The organism is Methanocella sp. (genome assembly GCF_035506375.1).
Taxonomy (GTDB): domain Archaea; phylum Halobacteriota; class Methanocellia; order Methanocellales; family Methanocellaceae; genus Methanocella.
Map to the genome: position 1 here is coordinate 44197 of NZ_DATJPM010000098.1, position 21398 is coordinate 65594.

Sequence of the window (21398 nt, forward strand, 5' to 3'; positions counted from 1 at the left end):
AATTATTAGAGCGCCGGCCGGGGCCGGACCATAGGGATTTAAGACATTCCATGCGTATATCAGGCTTTAAAATAGGTGGATCTATGATCGAGATGCGGGGCCTTTCACGCTCCTTCGGCAACAACCGGGTCGTGAATAACCTCAACCTTAATATTAATGAGGGCGAAGTATTCGGCTTCCTGGGGCCAAACGGCGCCGGGAAGACTACGACGGTACGCATGCTGGCCTGCCTGATCCGGCCGACCGAGGGCACGGCGATCCTTGACGGCCTGGATATCAACAATGAAAAAGACGCGATGAGCATCCGCAGGGAGATCGGCCTGCTGACAGAATCGCCCGGCCTGTACGACACGCTAAGCGCACAGCGCAACCTGGATTTCTACGCTAAGCTATACGACGTCCCGGAGACGAAGCGGAACGAGCGCATCGGCCACTACCTCAAGATGATGGGCCTCTGGGAGAAGCGAGACGAGCCCGTGGGAGGGTTTTCCAAGGGCATGAAGCAGAAGATGGCCATCGCCCGCTGCCTCCTCCACGAGCCCAAGGTGCTCTTCCTGGACGAGCCGACCTCCGGCCTGGATCCCGAAGCTTCTCGGATCGTCCGGGACTTTATCCTCGAGCTCAAGGGCGAAGGCCGGACTATCTTCTTATGCACCCACAACCTGGACGAGGCCGACCGTATCTGCGACCGCATCGGCATCTTTAAGGGAAGCCTGCTGGGCGTCGATACGCCGTCGCGGCTGAAGAACGACCTGTATGGCCGCTCTGTCACCGTCCAGCTTCGGGAAGTCTCCGCCGCCATCGTCGATAATATTCGGTCGCTCCCCTTCGTCAAGAACCTCGAAGTTAATGGAAATGAGCTGCGGATGAACGTCAGCGCCCCCGAGCAGGATAATCCCCAACTCGTGCGGTCGCTTATAGCACTTAACGCCGACGTGCAGTTCGTCTACGAGAACAAGCACTCGCTGGAAGAGGTCTATTTCAAGGTCATGGGGGAAGCGAAATGACGCTGGAAAAGATACGGGTCGTCATGGACAAGGAGTTCGACGAGATCATCAAGAACAAATACATCCTGGGCTCGCTACTTTTCGTGCCGCTGCTATTTGCCATCCTCATGCCCGTCTCGATGATCGCGCCTTCCGTCTTCTACCCTCAAGCCTACCAGTCGGACAATTCGACCTTCATAGGCAACACCTTCAGCAGTGGCGTCTCATCTCAGGACTCACTCATTATCTTCTTCATGGACGCCGTCATACCGTTCTTCATGATGCTTCCCGCGATCCTTCCGACGATCGTCGCTTCCTACAGCATCATCGGCGAAAAGAAGAACCGCACGCTGGAGCCGCTGCTGGCCGCGCCGGTCTCCGTCGACGAGATCCTGGTCGGGAAGGCCCTTTCGGCCATCATACCGGCCATGCTGGCGACCTGGGCCTCGTCGCTGCTCTTCTTCGCCTTCTCCGAAGGCATCGTCTACGCCGGGCTGCACAGGCTCATCATGCCCGACCTTGCCATGTGGGGCGCCGGGCTTCTGTTGCTATCGCCTCTCCTCGCATTTCTTGGGATAATGATCGCACTGATAATTTCCTCCCGGGTCAACGACCCTCGCGTAGCCCAGCAGATCAGCGTGATCTTCGTCATCCCCATCATGGCTATTTTCATCGGCCAGATGTCAGGGTTCATGCTCATCGACATGCGCATGATACTCGGGCTGGCGGTGGCGCTGGTCATCGTAGACGCGCTCATGCTTCGCTTCGCCAGGTCGATGTTCGACAGGGAAGAGATCCTGACGCGCTGGAAGTAAATACGACCCCCGCGTCGCATTTTTAATTTTTATATGACCATAAGAACCATAAACCATTGGATATTAACGGGTATTGTTTTATATATAATTATTTTAATAATATTTAGGAGTTATTGCCATTTGGATGATCGAGGCACGCCGACTGAGCCGGCGTTTTGGTGATTTTTCAGCCGTGGATTCAATCGACCTTGAAGTCGGCGAGGGCGAGGTCTTCGGGCTGCTGGGGCCTAATGGCGCCGGAAAGACCACGACCGTGCGCATGCTGGCCTGCCTGATACGGCCCACGGGAGGCGCCGCATATGTCTGCGGCAGAAGCGTGTATGATCCGGCCGCAGCCCGGGAAATACGAGGCATGGTGGGCATTCTCACCGAGACATCGGGCTTTTATGACGAGCTGAGCGTCTATAAGAACTTACGCTTTTACGCCGACCTCTATAAAATGGACCATCAGAAGGCACAGCAGAATATCGACTATTATCTGCGCCTTTTCGACCTCTGGGACGTCCGGAACTCGCGCGTCGCCGGATTCTCGAAAGGCATGCGCCAGAAGCTGGCTTTAACGCGGTGCCTTGTTCACGAGCCCCGTGTAGTTTTTATGGACGAGCCGACCTCCGGGCTGGATCCCGAGTCCGCCAGGATCGTACGGGACTCTATCCGATCGTTGAAAGCCGAAGGCCGGACCATTTTCCTGTGCACCCATAATCTTGACGAGGCGGAGCGGCTCTGCGACCGTATCGCCATACTCGATAAGCGCATCCTGAGCGTTGATACCCCCCAGCGGATCAAATATTCGGCGTATGGGCGAAAGGTTATCGTGCGCCTGGACTGTATAAGCGACCGGATCGCGTCCATCGTCCACGGCATGGACCACGTAAGGCGCGTAGAAAGCCGGGGAAACGATCTCCTCATCGACGTCGATGACCCGGATACTGATAATCCAGAGATCATCAGTGCCATCGTGGGTGCCGGCGGGCGCATACAGTATGTCGGCGAGCAGAGGCACACGCTCGAGGACGCATATATCAAGCTCGTAGGTGACCGGGTTGAGCATTGACGTCGTTACTATCGTAAAAAAAGAGTTCGAAGAGGTCATCAAGAACAAGTACATCCTGACGACCATGGCCAGCTTCCCGCTCGTCTTCTCCATCGCCATACCGCTGCTTTATCTGCTGGCGATCCCTGTGAATGTCACGGCGGCGGATATCGCCCCGTTTAAAGGGCTTATACCGGGAGCGGAAGGCATGACCTCACGGCAGATACTGATCTCGGTTCTCGTGCAGAGCAACCTGCCTTTTTACCTGCTGATGCCGGCCGTCATCCCGACTGTGATCTCATCCTATAGCATCGTCGGAGAAAAGAAATGCGGCACCCTGGAGCCCCTGCTCGCCACACCTGTATCGACGCGCGATGTCCTCGCGGGCAAGACCCTGGCCGCGGTCATACCTTCAGTGGCCATTACCTGGGTCTCGTTCGCCATATATTCGCTGCTGGTAAACTCGATGACCTTCGATATTTTCGGCTATACGATCGTACCCGACCTGATATGGCTCGTCGCTCTTATGGTGACCGCTCCGCTGCTCTCCATCATGTCCGTGTATCTTTCAGTCGTCGTGTCATCGCGGGTGAGCGATATCCGGGCGGCACAGCAGGTCAGCGCCGTATTCGTCATACCGGTCCTGAGCGTATTCATTCTTGAGCTGTTCGGCTATCTGTCCCTCACGCTCGCCATGATCATACTCCTCAGCATCGTGATCGGCATCGTCGACCTGGTCCTCGTCATGGCAAGCGCCCGCGCGTTCCGGCGGGACGAGATACTTACAAAGTGGGCTTAAGATTTTTAGCTAATAGAATAGACAGGTCTTCAGCGGGCACGTCTTCGGAGAGCTGTACACGACACTGGGGGCAGACGACAGCCACCACATCAGGAGAAACGGCCATGATATCCTCGATCTTTCGCTTCTTCAGGGACCGCGCCAGGCCGATATCATTTCTCCGGACGCCGCCGCCGGCGCCGCAGCAGAGGCCGGGGTCCGCGAGCGGGACGTAATCGCACATCTTTTTCAGTATCGTCTCGGCCACCTTCATTGTATAGGGCGAAACGTTCCGGTACAGGTGGCAGGGATAATGCAGCGTAGCCCGGTACGGCTCCTTATGCAGCGCCCCGTAAATATCGTATGCATCGTACAGGTCGAGGTAGTGGCAGACCTCGAACTCGTCCTGGTACTCCAGCAGGGTCGACGTGCAGCCGGGGCAGGACGTGACAATGGTCTCCACGCCGAGCTTTCGAAATTGATCGAGGTTCTTTTCGAGCATCGCCTTCGCCAGGTCGAAGCGCCCGATGCGGTTGAGCGGCGAGCCGCAGCAGCACTCGTCGATCCTGGTGAACTCTATGCCCATGTAGTCGAGCGTTTTTTCCATGGCGCTGGCGATCGGCCATAGCCGGTAATTCGTGAGGCATCCGGCGAAATAGGCTGTCTTACAGGGCTTCGGCCGCACTTTTAGCCGGCCCTCGGGCACGACTGAAGCGCCGTACGTGGAAATATTACGAAGCGTCTCGCCGTATCCGGGAGTCTCAAAATGGCCCCTCATCTTTTCGATGGATTTCGTTATATGAACGCCCACTGGGCAGGCGGCTACGCAGGCGTTACAGGTCGTGCAGTCGAGCGCCTCCGGGAGCGGCGGCTCTCGCGAACGCTTTACGTCGATGAGCCGCAGCGCGCTCAGCGTCGAGGGGCAGACCATCTCGCAGATGCCGCACTTGATGCACTCTTCACTCAAGGCCGTCACCCGCGTGGTAGCCGCTTAACAGCGCTCTATAGAGCCCCCATCCGCACGATACGGCCCCGATGGAGCGCACACTGTTGAACCCATGAACGTAGAGCTCGGGCTCGATACCCTTATACATGAGCGGGTGATCGGAAAAGAAATTCTCATTAAGGTCAGCCTCGAAGTCCCGGGTCACCGTAGCGCCGGTAAGCGGCTCGAACATGCGGTCGCCATTCACCATGAAGCCGGTCATGGGGCCGCCGGTCGCGATGAAGAGGTTAACGGCACGGACACGTATATTCCGCTTACCCTTGGTCCCCATCACGCCCTCGACGTGCCCGTCGACGATTCGCTCCGCCTTAACGATGTCCAGCATTTGCAGGCGCTCGATGGCGGCCGCCTTCTTTTTCAGGGCGTGGATAAGCCTTAATCCCAGGACGGACGGGGCGGTAACGTATTCGCGGACTTCCATGGCCAGCGACCGGCTGATGCGCTCTCGCACATCCTCAGCGCGCTCTATTCCCAGCACCGGCGGGACGAGCACGCAGTCCGCCTTTATTGGCGATAAGGCGTCGGCTAAGGCCTCCACGGCCCCATCATCATGATCCAGGATGCGGGCGATCTCCTGATGCGAGCGGCCGTTCATGAATTCGATGCGCCTGAAGCCGGGCCGCTCCTCGTTGATGGCTGCCAGTGCCGGCGAGCCTTCGCAGGCCGTGGACGCCGGGACAAGGCCGCTCCTGGTCACTCCTGAAACGGTCACGCATTTACCCCTCACGTAGGCGCCGTCCATCGTGCTTAAAAACCAGTCCTCGGCATCGGCATCCGTGCCGGCCGGGTGAAAGACGCCGCTGGATACGGCGGTCGCGCCCAGCCCGCCCGATAATAGTATGATACTGCCCCGGAGGCGCAAAGCTGCGATGAGGCCGGCCAGGCCTCCGCCGATAATGAGGTTATCACAGTCCAGTTCCAGCGCGCGCATATCTGACTAACCCTATGCGGCTATACTATTTTCAAGTTTTTGGTACGCCCGCGGGCGTGAAATCTTCCATATTAACGCTTATTTTAACCGTTCAATCCATAGGTAAAGATTATACCGATATGCCCGAGATTATTACCCGGGTGAGTATATGGCAGGTTTAAAGGACCCAGGCAGAGTAGAAGGAGGGAAAAAAGCCGCCCGGACCGCAAAACAGCGCTATGGGGACAGCTTCCATCGCGACATCGGCGCCAAAGGGGGACGGAGCACGGCGGTCCGCCATGGCGAGCACTTCTACGAGGAGATCGGGCGGAAAGGGGGGCGGAGTTAAGCCCGCGTTTTCCCTTTTTCCGTCGTGTTTTCCCGTCTTAATCCCTGCATATTTCTAAGTACGTCGCTGTCAACATGCAATATTCACATGAGGCTATGACATGTCCACGCATATAACAGACACTACGATACGACGAAACGACGATATAGCCGGACAGCACTGCCTTGACCGCCTCATCGAGAATAGCCCGGGATCGCATCAGTGCAATAACTTAGTCGAGGTTGATTTACGGTTAAGAAGAAATAAATAACAATATATTATTTGTATTTATTCAGCTATAATGACCTCGTTTTTGGGAATATCCTTAATGCCTTTTAGCAGAAGCCATACTCCGATGATCAATTCGAACAGCCCGATCGGAAGGAATGCGAACATGGGAACGCTATAACCAAATAATTGAAACACGATACCGGCTAATCCCAGGGTCACGGCAAGCAGGCCAAAGAGCGAGATGATACGCGGGACATACTTAGATCGATAGAACAGGTAATACCATAATAACCCGCCTACACAGTAGAACCACATATGTATCGTTATTCCCTGACTATAAATGCCATTATAAAAAAAGTCGCCCAGTGTTTGATAGAAGGCCGGTACCGGAGCTGTCGCATTAACGAAATCGTGGCTTAGGGGTATCAATGCAAGAAGCCCTATCTGCATTATGGCAAAGAATATGGCTTCCGCCAGCCACAATCCCAGGGCGGCAAGCGCCAGGGTCTTATTCTGCCCGTTTAAGACCACGTATAGCAAGGTTGCGAGGATGACGATCCCCGCACTATTTAATAGCCCGCCCAGGACGCTGACATGCATCAGGGTAGGATTATTGAAGACCCTGGCGAGCATGTCGGATATACTGCCGGGGTCTATGCTGGCTCCGGAAGAATTTCCGACGATCGAATTGAGGGGAATACCGGCGATCAGGCTGGTCACGATCACGATCAAAAATGCCGCCCCTAAAAACCTGGGAGTGTTTCCATATTTCATATCCGTGTCCATATCCTTCCTCCTATTTTATTACATTATGTTCCATTGTCAAAGGCACATTTGCCCTTTCTATCCTTTTTATACATGGCTACAAGAGCGAAAAATCCGGTCCCTTCTGTTTTAATGAATTAATAAACCTGTTTCCGGTCTTCGTTGTAATTGATAGAAGCCGTATTCATTCCTGGCCATCAGCTAGCATTCGTTGTATATATATACGTTATGTACATAATCAATATATATACATATCATAAGTAGGCATAAGGAGCCGCTTATAATATAAGTGTTTTTATAGAAAGGTACAGGCATCCTGTTAAAATAGAGAATGAAATAAGTAAAAAGAACCGGAGAAAAATTATTATTTTCCAATTTTATTATATGGCTATCTTGGCTCTCCGATGTACTTTAATAGATAGTTCAGCGGGTTCTTCGATAAAAACTCTATTTTGGGACTGGGCTCGACTCCCTGTCCGGCGAAGATGTACACGTCAATGCCCCTGGTGAGGGACAGCAATCGGTCGATGGATCTCACGTTGCCATGCCGGAGCGGCTTTCCTATCACTATCTTGGTAATGTTGTTCTCGCTGGCGTACTTAGCGATCTCTTTTGAAATATCGTCCCCCTGGACGTTGACGATCTTTATCTGGAGCCGCTCTGCGGCGTCCGTGGCGTCCTTAAGCCATTTCTTTTCCTCGGCCGTGAACTGCTTATCCTGGTCACTCTCTACGTGGATCGCGATGAGCTCGGCAGCTAGCTCGCTGGACAATACGAAAGCCGATCGGATGATCTGTTGGGCGTATGGGCTCGCGTGCAGGCCGACGAGCACCCTTTCTGAAGCGTACCAGGGGCCGGAAACGTCGTGCTCTTTAAGGTACTTGAACATCTGCTTATCGATCCGGAAGGCGACCTGCCGAAGTGCAAGCTGGCGGAGTCCCAGAAGGTTGCGGGGGCCGAAAAACTGGTTTATGGCCTCCCGGGCCATGTCATGGGTGTAGACCTTGCCCTCCTTGAGGCGCTTAAGCAAGTCCGGGATGGGCAGGTCGATGAGCTTGACCTCGTCCGATCCCTGGAATATCGGGTCGGGGATGGTCTCCCTTACACGGATGCCGGTGATCTTGTAGATGATGTCATTCAGGCTTTCGAGGTGCTGGACGTTGAACGTCGTCCAGACGTTGATGCCCGCGTCGAGGATGTCGCGGGTGTCCTGGTATCTTTTCGCGTGTTTCATGCCGGGCGGGTTCGTATGCGCAAGCTCGTCCACGATGGCGACCTCGGGCTTTCTGGCCAGGATACCTTCCACGTTCAGCTCGGGCGACTTGATGCCCTTATAGTCTGTTGTGATGAGCGGTATCGTCTCGATTCCCTCGGCGAGGGACTCCGTCTCTTTCCGGCCGTGGGTCTGCAAGTAGCCTATAACGATATCCCGTCCCTCCTGTTTTCCCTGGCGGGCGTCGGTCAGCATCGAATAGGTCTTCCCAACGCCGGGGGCGTAGCCGAAATAAACCGTGAGCTTACCCTTATGGTCATCGGATTCTTCCACTTTGATCAGCTTAAGAAGCTTCTCGGGATCGGGCCTTTTATATTCTTCCATGTTCCTCTTTGCCAGTAAAATGGATAACGGGGATATTAAAATGTTTGGATAAGCCCTATTTGAGAGCGTCGAGGGCCATGTTAAGTTGCACGACGTTCACGATACTCTCGCCCGGAGTGCCGACCAGCGGCCCCTCCACGTTATCCATGACGAGCTTTTCCACCGTCGAGTTATCCAGGCCGCGGGCCTTTGCGACCACTGGCACCTGGAACAGCGCTGCTTCGAGGCTTATGTGGGGGTCGAGGCCGCTTGCCGAACCTTCCACCAGGTCCGAGGGCACGGTGGATGCGCCTGTCCGGTTTTTCCAGAATGCCGTGCGATTCGAAACGTCACTGATCAGGTGCTTATTCGTGGGGCCGTAATTCGAGCCGCCCGAGGCCAGCGAATTGTAAGGGAACGAAACCGTATAGGACGGCCGCGACTGGAAGTATCGGGGGTCCGAGAATGGCTGCCCTATGAGTGTTGACCCGACTACAGTACTATTGTTATAGATCAGGCTTCCGTTCGCCTGGGCCGGGAACGCGACCTGGCCAATGATGTAGACGACGGCCGGATACACGAAACCCGTAAGGATGAATAAGGCCGCGAATATGACGACCAGGGGCTTTATTTGTGCCAGTATATCTTTTATCATCGTCTCTTCCTCCCTCACATGAATAACCCGATGAGCAGGTCGATCAGCTTGATTCCGATGAACGGTGCGATGATGCCGCCGACACCATAGATGAGCAGATTGTACACGAAAAGTTTTTCCGTGGACATCGGCTTGAACTTGATGCCCCTTAAGGCCAGCGGGATGAGCAGCACGATGATGATCGCGTTGAAGATGACCGCTGATAGTACCGCGCTCTGGGCCGAGTGCAGGCCCATGATATTCAGCACGCCGAGCTGGGGATACACCGTATACAATGCTGCCGGAATGATGGCGAAGTATTTGGCGATATCGTTGGCGATGCTGAACGTGGTCAGCGCGCCCCTCGTAATCAGGATCTCCTTGCCGATGCGCACGATGTCCACGAGCTTCGACGGGTCGTTGTCCAGGTCTACCATGTTGGCGGCCTCGCGGGCCACCTGCGTGCCCGCGCTCATGGCCACCGCCACGTCCGCCTGCGCCAGCGCCGGAGCGTCGTTCGTGCCATCGCCCGTCATGGCGACCATAAGCCCGTCCTTCTGCTGTTCCCTCACGATCCTCAGCTTGTCCTCGGGCTTTGCCTGGGCGACGAACTCATCCACGCCCGCCTCTTTGGCAATATGCGCGGCCGTCAGCGGGTTATCGCCTGTAATAATGATCGTCTTGATGCCCATCTCCCTGATGCGGGCGATCTTCTCCTTGATGCCGTCCTTGAGCACGTCCTTGAGGTGTATAACGCCCAGCACGTCGTTATTGCGGCACACCAGCAGGGGCGTACCGCCGGTCTCGGCGATATTAGCCACCAGTTCGTTAATGTCGTCATGGACATGGCCGCCATTGGTTTTTGCATATTCGAGGATAGCGTCTGGAGCACCTTTACGGTAGGATATGCCATTCTCATCCACTCCGCTCATGCGCGTGCGCGGAGAGAACTGGATGAATCTGGCATCCGGCGATAGCGGGACACGCTGGATACCGTATTTCTTTATTGCAAGGTCCTCGGTGCTTTTGCCTTCCGGCGTCTCGTCGTTAAGCGAGGACATCAGGGCCGCCTCGGCGACCTCATTTTCGCTGTGCCCGTTGACAGGGATGAACTCGACGGCCTGTCGATTACCATGGGTGATAGTCCCGGTCTTGTCCAGCATGATGGCGGTAATGTCCCCTGCCGCCTCCACCGCCCTCCCCGAGAGGGCGATCACGTTCTTGCGGAACAGCCGATCCATGCCCGCGATGCCTATTGCAGGCAGTAACGCGGCGATAGTCGTGGGTGCCAGGCACACGAAAAGCGATACCAGTACAACGATACCTACCGGTGTACCATTCCCCACCTGGCCAACGCTAAAGACGGACAATGCCCAGAAGTTTATGACGACGAAGATAAATATCGCCGTCAGCGAGATCAGGAGTATGTCCAGCGCCACCTCGTTTGGCGTCTTCGGGCGCTTGGCCGCCTCGATCATCCCGATCATCTTATCGATGAACCCCTCGCCGGGGGACACTGTCGTCTGTACGATAATTTTATTCGATACGACCTTGGTTCCGGCGACTACGCCAGCCCGGTCGCCGCCGGATTCCCGTATGACTGGCGCCGACTCGCCAGTGACCGCCGATTCGTTCACGACGGCCGCTCCGGCCACGACCTCCCCATCCGATGGGATGATATCGTTGGTATCCACGAGGACCAGGTCGTCTTTCTTTAACGCCGAGGCGGGGACGGTCTCATATTCGGCGTCGAAGCTTGGCGTCTTCACCCGCTTCGCCATCACGTGCTCCCGCATCTTCCTGAGCTCGTCCGCCCGGGCCCGGCCCCGTATCTCGGCCAGTGCTTCGGAGAACGTCGCGAAAACGACGGTGAGCCAGAGCCAGATCGATATGAGCACGGGGAAGAGGACGTCACCTCCTGTTGCCAACGCGTAAAATGCGTTCAACGTCGTTATGATGCTGCCGATCTCGACGCTGAACATGACCGGGTTCTTCCACAATGTGCGGGGGTCCAGTTTCGTTATGGAGTTGGCCAGCGCTTCCAGCATTATTTTCGGCTCAAAGATGCTTTCCATTAGAACGTCACCCCCTGCGTCATGAGCAGGTGTTCGATGAATGGCCCCAACGCATAAACGGGGAAGAATGTCAGAGCCCCGATGACGATGATGATGAAGAACAGCCAGAGTATGAACGGCAGACGATGCGTGGGCAATGTCTCTGCGATGGTCCGGAAATGCTTTTTACTGGCCATGGAGCCGGCGATCATGAGCGCCGCCACTGCAGGGGCGAACCTGCCGACGAGCATCGCCAGGGCGCCCAGAATATTATAGAACATTGTATTGCCGCTCAACCCTGCAAAGGCGCTGCCGTTATTGTTCGCCTGCGAGAGGAACGCGTAGAATATCTCCGTCAATCCGTGCGGGCCGCTGTTGGCTATCTGCGATACTCCGTACGGCAACAGGTAGGCGAAGGTGGACAATAATAGGGCCATCAGGCCGGATACGAGCACGATCATCGCGGCCCCGCCCATTTCCGTCTGCTCGATCTTTTTGCCCAGGTACTCGGGTGTTCGGCCGATCATGAGGCCTGCCACGAAGACGGCTATGATGACGTAGGCCAGTAGCGTATACAGTCCTGAGCCTACGCCGCCGGGAACGACCTCACCGAGCGAGATCAGGAATAGCGCCACTCCGCCCCCGAGTGGCGTGAGAGAGTCGTGCATCGTGTTGACGGCGCCGCACGAAGTGCCGGTCGTCGACGTGGCGAATAGGGCTGACTGGATGATCCCGAACCGTACCTCCTTGCCTTCCATGTACGGGCCGCTGACGCCCAGGCCGTTCACGATGGGATTACCATTTAGCTCAGCCGCGTACATGGCGCCGAGACTGATAAGGAATATGGAGATTATCGTCACGTATAGGGCCCACCCCTGGCGGGTATCCCGCACCATATAGCCGAACGTGTAGGTTAATGCCAGGGAAATGAGAAGGAGGAAGAATATCTCTAATATATCAGTCAACGTCGAGGGATTTTCAAACGGGTGCGCGGAGTTGGTGTTCATGAACCCCCCGCCGTTTGTCCCGAATTCCTTAATAGATTCCTGCGAAGCAACCGGGCCCATGGGCAGCGTCTGGCCAGTGATGGCAGTCCCATCGGGCGCCACATAGGGAGTGACCAGCGTCGTATTCACGTCCGGGTTAAAGTTCATGATGACGCCCTGCGACATCAGGGCAATTGCCAGGACGAGGGATACGGGCAGCAATATATAGAGCGTACACCGGACCATGTCCACCCAGAAGTTGCCAATTACCTTGACTTCCCGGCGAACGATTCCCCGGATAAAGGCGATGGCGACGCAGATGCCGGTGGCGGCCGACACGAAGTTCTGGACCGTCAGGCCCGCCATCTGCGTGAAGTAGCTGGCCGCGGATTCGCCCGAATAGTTCTGCCAGTTCGTATTCGTCATGAAGCTGATCGCCGAATTGAGCGCCAGGTCCGGGGCGAAGCCCGGAAGGTGCTGGGGATTCAGCGGAAGCCGGTCCTGGAAGACCAGGATCAAGAACAGGATTATAAAGCCCAGGAGATTGAATAGTATAACTGCCAGGGCGTACTGTTTCCAGCCCATCTCCTCGCCGTCTTTTATGCCCGCCGCCCGGTAGATACTATTTTCCAGCGGCTTAAGTAGTCGGATATCTCCCTGGAAGACCCTGGCTATATATAGCCCAACCGGCTTTACCAATAACGTTAAAGCCGCTAGAAATACTATAACGAGTAAAATATCAACGAAAAGATCGACCATTCTATTTACCTGCCAATAACTAGATAAAAATTAATAGTTATGACGTCGCACCTCGACTTTTTCTACACAATTACTCTAGTTCTATGATAATAATTTTTCCATCATCGTCGTCCTGCTAGCGCCCAAGGCGATGAGCCCGCATTGCAACGTTTCCTCATTTCAAGCACCGCATCCCCAATGTTACGGGCAATGGCGATGCTCGCCAGGGAATTCACGTTGCGCCTCCGAGCGAAACGCGTACCAGTATTCCTATGACCATGCTGCTTCTATAAAAGACCTATTTGAAGATTTTGGCCGGACATATACTACCTGTATATTAACGTTTCTATTGTGGTAATTCATTAAATTTATGATTATACGGCTAAGGCTATTGGATATTTATATAATAATATTGACTATATATAATAATATGTTTAAAATTTTATTTATATGTAAGTGCCGCTTCTCTTCGACGTCGCGCTGAGCTTATACGCGAGCTTTGGGGTCACGATTTCAACGTGATGCTCGAGACCGGGAAAAAGAGCGCGACGTTCTCAATATGAAGGCCTATAAAGAGGAAAAATGCAGGCACGATACCCGTTCAGGCTAATTATAATCGCCAACGGTTTTAAACATAAATTGTATACTCTTATAGGGGATGGGCGACGAAAAGAAAGCTCCTGATCATGCTCATTGCATTGGTGATCGTCCTCGGGCTGTTGTTAGTGGCCTCCAGCGCGGGCTCCCTGCCGGACCTGAAGCAGAAGAAAAAGCCCTCGCCAAAGCCATCGGTATCCATCGACCCGTACCAGATACCGCTGCCTCAGATGGGCCATAGCGTGCGGATCGCTATGCGACTGCCTTCCAGGGTAAAGTGACCATGTTCCTGTCCGACCTTCTGAACGCGACTAAAAAGCGGATAGTATCGCCGTCCCGATGGCACGTCCTTTGCCTGGCATTCCACAGCATCGACGTGAGATTTAAGGGCTCCATCGGGCGTTTTCAGTACCAGATGAGGCATGAGGAAGTACGGGCGGCCGAATGGTCCCTGGGCCATTTTCCATTACTGGCAAGGGAGTGCTCCTGCGGCCTCGTTGAAGTGGCGTATGATATTCTGCACATATCCCGACCACTGTCAAGCCTAACAAATATGGGCGGCCCTAAATACTGGCCTTCGCCCGACGATGTTCGTCCTGAATTATTAGAGCATGCTCCGGATTATGATTCCGTCTTCGTATTCTGGCCCAGGAACGACCTGGAACGCGGATGCACGATACCATCGGGCGGCTGGGGGCTCGCCATAGGCCCGGGTAACATACCAGGAGGCGGCACCTATTGCAGCGTCGCCAGCGCGGCCGATGCCGACTGGAACGTACCCTGCGTTGGCGAGGTCTGGCTGCACGAATGGCTTCACGGGGTCTGCGACTTTTACGAGAGCAAGGGCTTTCCGATGCCTGCCTCTAATGCAGACGGCGGCGGTTCTCACGGTTACGCACGGTCGCCGGTGACCGGGTGGTGCCGCTATTACCGCGACCTCATGACCGGCCGGGTACGCGAGAATGGGCGCTCGTTGGGCATTACGCCCGAAGCCTGGCTCGGCGGGACGATAAGATCAAAATAAAAAAAATGATACCATGAAGGCACGCATTAAAAATGAAAATATCCAATTTAAGTTATGATGTTAGAAAATAAAAAAAGAGATGATCATAGCACCGTCTTCATGATGCCGACAGCTTTTTGCAGATTCGGCATCGACGTCGCATAGCACAGCCGGATGAAGCCCTTGCCGTTCGCGCCGAAGGCGGTGCCCGGCGTGGTGATGACGCCCTTTTTCAGTAATTCCGCGACCTTCGCCTGCTCGTCGCCAACGTATGGGAACGCATAGAAGGCGCCCCGGGGCGTGATGCACTCGACGCCCATGGCGTGCAGCTCGCCGACGAGATAGTCTCTCCGGCGCTTGAACTCGTCCCGCATGAGGGTGACGCAGTTCTGGGGGCCGGTGATGGCGGCCAGCGCCGCCCGCTGGGAAATGGAGCACGCGCACGCCTGCACGTTCTGGTGTACCTTGAGCATCTGGTCGATATAATCGAGACCCGCGGCCAGGTAGCCCAGCCTCCAGCCCGTCATGGCGTAAGTCTTCGAGGCCGCGTTGACCGTTATGACGTTATCCCCGTACCGGGCCGGGCTGTCGTGCACGCCTTCGTAGATAAAGTGCTCGTAGACCTCATCAGATATGACCGTCACGCCCTTATCGAGGGCGATCTCCACGATGGCCTTGATCTCGTCGGGCGCCTGGACCGCGCCCGTCGGATTCGACGGAGAGTTCAGCACGATGGCTTTGGTCCTGTCATTGATGAACTCTTTAAGGGTTTCCGGGTCGTAGCGCAGGTTCTCGCCCAGCGGCACCGGGACAGGCTTCGCGTCGGCGATGGTGGTGAGCGCCGAATAGGAGACGAAGCCCGGGTCGGGGACGAGCACCTCGTCGCCCTTGCCGCATAAAGCTTCAAGCGCGATGTGGAGCGCCTCGCTGGCACCGGACGTGACCATGATCTGGGCGGGCGTATAGTCCAGACCGTTCTCGCTCTTGAATTTTCTCGCCAGGGCTTCCCGCAGCTCGGGAATGCCCATGTTGCTGGTATACCCGGTGAAGCCTTCTTCGATGGCCTTGACGGCTTCGGCCTTAATGTGCTCCGGCGTGTCGAAGTCCGGCTGCCCCAGGCCGAGGTTGATGGCGCCTGGCCCGGCGCCCTCGAACGCCTTGCGGATCCCCGAGATGTCGATCCCGGTGACCCTCTTATCGAATTTAACGGTCATTCTATTTGCCTCATTGCGACATTGTATCATTGCTAAACAGTAGCATGCTTATGTTTAGCCCAGCGGCAAATATACCTTTCGCCGTGCCCGGGGAAAGGAGATATGCTCGTCTGTATAATTGCCTGAACGTTACGATGGATTATGAAGTTTCTCCGGCAAAATGTGACTTTAACGACGATGCGCAGGTGCAAAAAGCGATAGTAGACCGACTGGCATCCTGGTCGGATAGGGCAGCGAGGGTGAAAGACCACGGCGACACGGAGGCACCACGGACGGCACGGTTTTTTATTCACCACGGCGACACGGCGAACACGGCGCCCTTTTATATCCTGAAGGGGGCTGACGCCGCGCTGAGCGCTCTTGCTTACCCCCTCGGAGACCCCCTGCTTAATGATATTACCCGGAAACCGTGTCGCCGTGCGTCCGCCGTGCCGATCAATAAAAAACGCCGTGTTCGCCGTGTCGCCGTGGTTTATGCGGTCTCCATGGCGGCCGGCTGGCTATAGGCTTGCGAGGCGAGCTCTTTGCCGAAATCTATGCAGATGGCCCGGTTGATCTTACGCCACGGCCCCATCGCGCTATCGAACGACGTTATCCTCACCACAACGCCGTCGCAGGCCTCCCGCAGATAGTCCAGGTATTTGCGCACCATGAAGTTCCTCATGCCGAAGATCCCGGCGAAGCAGACCACGAAGATCGCCACCTTCCGGTTGCGCAGGCCTTCACTTTCCAAAAAATGCTTGATGCTGCACATCGGGAGGTCGTCATAGATGGGTGTTCCGACTACGATAAGGTCATAATTGAGAGAGGTCACGGCGTCCGGGGCCTTCACGTCGACGGAAGCGCCCCTGGAGGCGGCCCCATCCTTTATCCACTGGATGATCTCCGACGTACTACCGCCTTTCGTATCATAAACTATTAAGATACGTCCCGTCATACCCCATTCAACTCCAAATCATCTCTAATTACGACTATATTTAAGAATATTATATTCGGTTTCGTTTAATATGACGATAAAATACGTAAATTTATTGGTAAGGGGTACTTTTCGGGATAAAATAGTAAAGAATAAAATAGTTACTTAGAGGGGCCCCACTTCTTTAAGGCTATGGAAAGCTCGTGGTGATTTTTAGCGTAATCCTCAAGCGAGACGTTCTCCTTCCACGCCTCCACGGCCTGGAACATGGCCTTCGCGCCCGCCACGGTGCCCTCGGGGTGGCCGTGAATACCGCCGCCGGCCTGCAGGATGCAGTCGATGCCATAGCGGTCCAGGTTGGCCTTTAGTAATTGCGGGTAAATGCCGCCTGACACCGCGGGGAACATGGGCTTGAAATTATCCCAGGGCTTCCGCAGGATGTCCCGGGACCGGTCGATGTCGTAGACGTTGTGCTCCATCTTGCCGCTGTAGGTGCCGATGTGCAGGTTCGTGCCGCCCACCATCCGCGTGAGCTTGGCGATGACCGGCATGGACATGCCGAAGGCGCCTCGAGTCAGTGCCCCGTGCATGGTCCGGTGGACGTGTATGGGCAGGTTGATGTTCGCCTCGTTGATGGCCTGGATAGCGGAGTAGCCGGCCGTCAGGACGTCGACCATGATCATGTTGGCGCCCAGCTCTTTTGCCCGCTCGGCCCTTTCCACGATCTTGTCGGCGCCCGCCGTCACGTTGCACGCGTACAGGCACGGCTTGCCGATCTCTTTCCTGACCTTATCCAGCCGGTCCATGACCGCCGGCAGGCGCTCATCCATCGGGCAAAAAGCCTGGTCCGTCAGGGTCTCGTCGTCCTTAATGAGGTCTAAGCCGCCCAGCGCAGCCTGCTCTGCCACCTCGGCCGTGCGCTTCGGGCTGAGCCCCACTTTAGGCTTTATAATCGTGCCGACCAGCGGCCGGTCGTAGACGCCCAGGTACTTCCTGACTTCCTGGATGCCGAAGACCGGGCCCTTATAATATTTTACCAGCGGGTCGAAGTCCACGTCCTCCAGGCGAAGGGCCTTCAGCCCGCCGAGGCCATACAGGTTGCCGGCCACGACGGAGAGGATCTGCGGGATATTCATGGGCTCGAAGATCTCTTCGGGAAAGTCGATGACGACCGTATTATCCTCAGCGCTCACGACCCGGGCGCCCACCTTCTCATGGACTTCCCGCTCTGCGGGCACGTCCGTCCAGGTGCCAGTAGACTGCTCGGCCGCGATCTCTTTCGCTACAATATCGAGAGGCTTTTCCGCCTCTACGTGGTACGTAGTTCTGACCATCATAATGAACACGACTGAAAATACGTTTGTGGAAAAAAATGCTCCAAAGGCATAAATGCTTAATGGTTCTTTCAGGATATGCAAAACGACAAGAAATATATGCAAAGAATTGTCATATTTAATCATTAGATAATCTTAAGTCGGATAAGAGCCAGATACATACAGACTACCACATGTCTACTACAGGGGAAGACGAATGCGTTCGATAATGGTAAGCTCGCCGGAGCTTTACTCCGGTAAAAGCGCCGTGACCATGGCGCTGGCAACGAAACTCAAGGACAACGACCTCAAGGTCGGCTACATGAAGCCCGTCGGCAACATCATCGTCGACTCCAACGGCGTTCTGACGGACGACGATGCGCTGACGATGAAGCGCGTCCTCGGGCTGGACGACAGCCTGCACGACATGGCCCCCGTACTGTTCACCTATCGCCTGCTCGACGATACGCTGGAAGGCAAGGAAAAGCCGCTTGCGGGCAAGCTGGAGTCTACGTTCCAGAAGGTCAGTAAGGACAAGGACATCGTCATGCTCGAGGGCGCCGGCGACATGAGCGGCGGCTCGGTGCTCGGCCTGTCGGACTTCGAGGTCGCCCGGATGACCGGCAGCAAGATACTGCTGGTCGCCAGGTATTGCGACGATTTCGCCGTGAACCGCATCGTCACCTACATGAAGCTGATGCCGAAGGACGTCGAGCTCGTAGGCATAGTATTCAATAACATCGGACCCAACTTCATTAATTTCGTCAAGGAAAAGGTCGTGCCCTACTTCGAGAAGAAGAACGTCAAGGTGCTGGGTGTCATACCCCAGAACAAGGCGCTCATGAGCGTCACCGCGGGCGAGATCGCCGAGGACCTGCATGGCCAGGTTCTGGCAGGCAGGGGTAACCTTGACGTACCCGTGAACGGCATCGTCGTAGGCGCCATGTCGCTGGACAACGCTATCAAGGTATTCCGGAGAAAGCCCCACAGGGCCGTCATTACTGCCGGCGACCGGGCGGACACGCAGATGGCAGGGCTGGAGGCCCGGTCGCCGTGCCTGCTCCTGTCGGGTAACCTGTATCCGACCATGCCGATCCTCGGCCGTGCCGAGGAATTAGGCATCCCGGTAATATTATTCCCGGACGACACGATGACCCTGGTTGACAAGATGGAGGCGCTGCTGCGGAGCGTCCGTATCAAGAACCCGGAAAAGATCGAGGTCATGAAAAAGATGTTCACGGAGAACGTCGACATGGAGAGCATCCTCGAAGCCCTGAAGTGACGCTTTCTCCCTTTTCCTTTTTGTTTATCCATATTTTTTTACATCATTGTTTTATCGTTTTATGGCCCGGTTTATTCCCGGGAATTATGAGGATCCGCCCGCTATAGCTGAATATCCATGCTGAAGTCGAGCCAGTGGGCATCCCTGGTAAGGGCGCCAAGCGATATGACGTCCACGCCTGTTTTCGCATACCCAGAAATGTTCGAGAGGCTTATACCGCCCGACGCTTCGATCAAAATATGGTTATCAATGGACTTCACGAGCTTTACGCCTTTCTTTATTGTCGGGGGTTTCATGTTGTCGAACATGATGATATCGGCGCCGAGCTTTGCTGCCTTTTCCGCATCCTCGAGCGATTCGACCTCGACCTCTATCTTTTTCGTGAAGCTTGCGGCCCTCTTAGCCACTTTAATGGCATCTTCCAGGCCCATTATGCGGATCTGATTATCCTTGATCATGACGGCCGACGACAGGTCATAGCGGTGCGTATCGCCGCCGCCCAGCTTGATGGCCCGCTTCTCGAACTTTCGGAAGCCCGGCGTGGTCTTTCTCGTAGCGGCAATGCGTACTCCCGGAGCCAGCGCGACACACTTCGCAGTCAGGGTGGCGATGCCGCTCATCCGGCCGATGAAATTCAACGCGAGGCGCTCGCCCCGCATCAGGTCCCGGGCGCTACCCCGGGCTTCAAGCACGATATCGCCTTTTTTAACCGGCTGGCCATCGACGAAATCCGATCCGGCGGCAAGGCCGAGGTGGCGGAAAATAGCGCAGGCTTCCTCCAGGCCGGCGAGCACGCCGTCCTCCTTACAGATGATCCGGCCGAAAGCCTCTACTACGGGTACGATCCCATTCGAGTCGTCATCGTCGCCGAGGTCTTCGCCAAGGTACGCGTCCAGTTCTCCCGCCGTCAGCATCGTTAGCACCGTAAATCATTTGAGCAATCAAGATTTAAGAGACTTGCGATAACATGTTCAAGATCGGTATTGTCGGCACGGGGGCGATTGGCAAAGAGATCGCCCGTGCCATCGATGACGGAACGGTGCCGGCGGAGCTGGTGGCCATCTGGGACCGGCAGGTGGGCGAGGCCGAGGAGTTCGCCGCCTCCCTGAAGCAAAAGCCGAAGGTGCTGCCGCTCAAAGAGCTTGTCAAAGAGTGCTATATAGTCGTTGAGGCTGCATCGCAGGCCGCCGTCCGCGAAGTCGCCGTAGCCGCGCTGACGAACTCAAAGAACGTCATGATCATGAGCGTGGGCGCCTTGTCCGATAAAAAACTTTTAGATGAGATCGAGAAGCTTGCCCGGGAGCATCACTGCCACATTTATGTCCCATCGGGCGCTATCGGCGGGCTGGATGCGGTCAAGTCCGCCTCTATCAAGCACATCGACTGCGTGACGATCACGACGCGCAAGCCCGCAAAAGGGCTGAAGGGCGCGCCCTTCGTTGTCAGGAATAACCTCGATCTGGATAAATTCACTAAGCCGACAGAGATTTTTTCCGGCCCCGCCGCCGTCGCCATAAAGGAGTTCCCCGCGAACGTGAACGTGGCCGCGTCGCTCAGCCTGGTGGGCGTGGGCTTCGAGAGGACCATCGTCAAGGTCGTCGTCGATCCCACGATCTCCCGCAACATCCACGAAATACACGTCAGGGGCGACTTCGGCGACTTCCACGCGAAGATCGAGAACGTACCGTCGGATACCAACCCCAAGACGAGCTTTTTAGCGGCGCTGTCCGCCATAGCGACGCTCAAGCAGGTATGCGAGCCGCTGAAGATCGGAACTTAATTGCCATAATAATATATATATTAAATTATAATATAGTGTCCAAATGACCCTGGACACATATCTCCCGGAAGGCGATGGCAAATACATCATGGGCTCGGCCCGTGACACCGGAAGATTCTTCTATTTTATGCCTAAAAGCCCGGACCATGTCAAGATAGGGTTCCTCATAACCGCATCAGGGAAATACATCGATTCAGAGTATAAGGACGTCATCATCTATAACCCGGAGAGCCAGTATGATACCGAGGAGTCCGGCGAGTATCACATCGCCAGGAAAGGGCGTTACTCGCACACCGTGGAACTGAATTCCCACGAAAGGACTCAGCGCTTCAATGTCTATGCCCAGCCCCGCCTGGGCCGGTTCAGGCTTCTGAGCGAATCCCAATAAACAACTTTGAAAAATCTGCTGCGTTGAATATTGATAGGTCATTGTTTAGCAAGTAGTCTTATTTT

22 protein-coding genes are annotated in these 21398 nt (G+C 55.4%); 11 read left to right on the top strand and 11 right to left on the bottom strand.

Annotated features, from left to right (window positions below):
• Positions 1-83: 83 nt before the first annotated feature.
• The 4 genes from VMC84_RS13560 to VMC84_RS13575 all read left to right on the top strand — a co-directional run bounded on the left by VMC84_RS13560 (position 84) and on the right by VMC84_RS13575 (position 3633).
• The gene (locus tag VMC84_RS13560) at positions 84-1007 is read left to right on the top strand and encodes an ABC transporter ATP-binding protein (RefSeq protein WP_325381536.1); all 924 of its coding nucleotides are present in this window, start codon (positions 84-86) and stop codon (positions 1005-1007) included.
• Positions 1004-1801 carry an ABC transporter permease subunit gene (locus VMC84_RS13565; protein ID WP_325381538.1) on the top strand — a complete coding sequence of 266 codons (798 nt, stop codon included), beginning with the start codon at positions 1004-1006 and terminating at the stop codon, positions 1799-1801. Before VMC84_RS13560 ends, VMC84_RS13565 begins: the two co-directional genes overlap by 4 nt.
• A 172-nt stretch (positions 1802-1973) precedes the next feature.
• The gene (locus VMC84_RS13570; protein WP_325381539.1) at positions 1974-2855 is read left to right on the top strand and encodes an ABC transporter ATP-binding protein; all 882 of its coding nucleotides are present in this window, start codon (positions 1974-1976) and stop codon (positions 2853-2855) included.
• Positions 2836-3633, top strand: a complete 798-nt coding sequence (locus tag VMC84_RS13575; protein ID WP_325381541.1) for an ABC transporter permease subunit — start codon at positions 2836-2838, stop codon at positions 3631-3633. The genes VMC84_RS13570 and VMC84_RS13575 overlap by 20 nt, the downstream gene beginning before the upstream one ends.
• Here VMC84_RS13575 and VMC84_RS13580 read toward each other — a convergent pair.
• Together VMC84_RS13580 and VMC84_RS13585 are read right to left on the bottom strand one after the other, a co-directional pair.
• Positions 3617-4588 carry a (Fe-S)-binding protein gene (locus tag VMC84_RS13580; RefSeq protein ID WP_414676450.1) on the bottom strand — a complete coding sequence of 324 codons (972 nt, stop codon included), beginning with the start codon at positions 4586-4588 and terminating at the stop codon, positions 3617-3619. The two genes, VMC84_RS13575 and VMC84_RS13580, sit on opposite strands and share 17 nt — an antisense overlap.
• On the bottom strand, positions 4572-5549 hold the full coding sequence (locus VMC84_RS13585) for an FAD-binding protein (protein ID WP_325381545.1): 978 nt from the start codon (positions 5547-5549) through the stop codon (positions 4572-4574). Before VMC84_RS13585 ends, VMC84_RS13580 begins: the two co-directional genes overlap by 17 nt.
• A 148-nt stretch (positions 5550-5697) precedes the next feature.
• On the opposite strand from VMC84_RS13585, the gene VMC84_RS13590 reads away from it, so the two are divergent.
• Entirely contained in the window at positions 5698-5877 is a 180-nt protein-coding gene (locus VMC84_RS13590) for a hypothetical protein (protein WP_325381547.1), read from the top strand.
• 267 nt (positions 5878-6144) lie between these two features.
• On the opposite strand, the gene VMC84_RS13595 is transcribed toward VMC84_RS13590, so the two are convergent.
• The 5 genes from VMC84_RS13595 to kdpA all read right to left on the bottom strand — a co-directional run bounded on the left by VMC84_RS13595 (position 6145) and on the right by kdpA (position 12861).
• Positions 6145-6873, bottom strand: a complete 729-nt coding sequence (locus VMC84_RS13595) for a DUF4386 domain-containing protein (protein WP_325381548.1) — start codon at positions 6871-6873, stop codon at positions 6145-6147.
• A 367-nt stretch (positions 6874-7240) separates the two neighbouring features.
• On the bottom strand, positions 7241-8449 hold the full coding sequence (locus tag VMC84_RS13600) for a universal stress protein (RefSeq protein WP_325381549.1): 1209 nt from the start codon (positions 8447-8449) through the stop codon (positions 7241-7243).
• A 55-nt stretch (positions 8450-8504) separates the two neighbouring features.
• Complete coding sequence (gene kdpC, locus VMC84_RS13605) at positions 8505-9083, bottom strand: potassium-transporting ATPase subunit KdpC (RefSeq protein ID WP_325381551.1); 579 nt, start codon at positions 9081-9083, stop codon at positions 8505-8507.
• A 14-nt stretch (positions 9084-9097) separates the two neighbouring features.
• Positions 9098-11137, bottom strand: a complete 2040-nt coding sequence (gene kdpB, locus VMC84_RS13610; protein ID WP_325381553.1) for a potassium-transporting ATPase subunit KdpB — start codon at positions 11135-11137, stop codon at positions 9098-9100.
• Positions 11137-12861 (bottom strand): potassium-transporting ATPase subunit KdpA, encoded by a 1725-nt coding sequence (gene kdpA / locus VMC84_RS13615; RefSeq protein ID WP_325381554.1) that lies wholly within the window; start codon positions 12859-12861, stop codon positions 11137-11139. The genes kdpB and kdpA overlap by 1 nt, the downstream gene beginning before the upstream one ends.
• 665 nt (positions 12862-13526) lie before the next feature.
• Here kdpA and VMC84_RS13620 point away from each other — a divergent pair.
• Together VMC84_RS13620 and VMC84_RS13625 are read left to right on the top strand one after the other, a co-directional pair.
• A complete protein-coding gene (locus VMC84_RS13620) occupies positions 13527-13718 on the top strand; it encodes a hypothetical protein (RefSeq protein WP_325381556.1) in 192 nt (63 codons plus the stop codon).
• The gene (locus VMC84_RS13625; RefSeq protein WP_325381558.1) at positions 13715-14461 is read left to right on the top strand and encodes a hypothetical protein; all 747 of its coding nucleotides are present in this window, start codon (positions 13715-13717) and stop codon (positions 14459-14461) included. Before VMC84_RS13620 ends, VMC84_RS13625 begins: the two co-directional genes overlap by 4 nt.
• A gap of 83 nt (positions 14462-14544) precedes the next feature.
• Here VMC84_RS13625 and VMC84_RS13630 read toward each other — a convergent pair whose 3' ends face one another.
• Positions 14545-15654, bottom strand: coding sequence for a pyridoxal phosphate-dependent aminotransferase (locus tag VMC84_RS13630; protein WP_325381560.1), 1110 nt, complete (start codon positions 15652-15654; stop codon positions 14545-14547).
• A gap of 134 nt (positions 15655-15788) precedes the next feature.
• Here VMC84_RS13630 and VMC84_RS13635 point away from each other — a divergent pair, with 134 nt between their 5' ends.
• Positions 15789-16160 (top strand): hypothetical protein, encoded by a 372-nt coding sequence (locus VMC84_RS13635; protein WP_325381562.1) that lies wholly within the window; start codon positions 15789-15791, stop codon positions 16158-16160.
• On the opposite strand, the gene VMC84_RS13640 is transcribed toward VMC84_RS13635, so the two are convergent.
• Positions 16127-16591, bottom strand: a complete 465-nt coding sequence (locus VMC84_RS13640) for a flavodoxin domain-containing protein (RefSeq protein WP_325381564.1) — start codon at positions 16589-16591, stop codon at positions 16127-16129. The two genes, VMC84_RS13635 and VMC84_RS13640, sit on opposite strands and share 34 nt — an antisense overlap.
• Before the next feature lie 140 nt (positions 16592-16731).
• Positions 16732-17907, bottom strand: a complete 1176-nt coding sequence (locus tag VMC84_RS13645; RefSeq protein WP_325381566.1) for a RuBisCO large subunit C-terminal-like domain-containing protein — start codon at positions 17905-17907, stop codon at positions 16732-16734.
• A 193-nt stretch (positions 17908-18100) separates the two neighbouring features.
• On the opposite strand from VMC84_RS13645, the gene VMC84_RS13650 reads away from it, so the two are divergent.
• Positions 18101-19165 carry a phosphotransacetylase family protein gene (locus VMC84_RS13650; RefSeq protein WP_325381568.1) on the top strand — a complete coding sequence of 355 codons (1065 nt, stop codon included), beginning with the start codon at positions 18101-18103 and terminating at the stop codon, positions 19163-19165.
• A gap of 101 nt (positions 19166-19266) precedes the next feature.
• Here the strand turns inward: VMC84_RS13650 and nadC are convergent, their stop codons facing one another.
• Positions 19267-20079: a carboxylating nicotinate-nucleotide diphosphorylase gene (gene nadC, locus VMC84_RS13655; RefSeq protein WP_325381570.1), complete on the bottom strand. Its 813-nt coding sequence runs from the start codon at positions 20077-20079 to the stop codon at positions 19267-19269.
• A 53-nt stretch (positions 20080-20132) separates the two neighbouring features.
• Here nadC and VMC84_RS13660 point away from each other — a divergent pair, with 53 nt between their 5' ends.
• A complete protein-coding gene (locus VMC84_RS13660) occupies positions 20133-20945 on the top strand; it encodes an aspartate dehydrogenase (protein ID WP_325381572.1) in 813 nt (270 codons plus the stop codon).
• Positions 20946-20988: 43 nt separating this feature from the next.
• A complete protein-coding gene (locus VMC84_RS13665; protein WP_325381574.1) occupies positions 20989-21333 on the top strand; it encodes a hypothetical protein in 345 nt (114 codons plus the stop codon).
• The last annotated feature ends 65 nt before the right edge of the window (positions 21334-21398 follow it).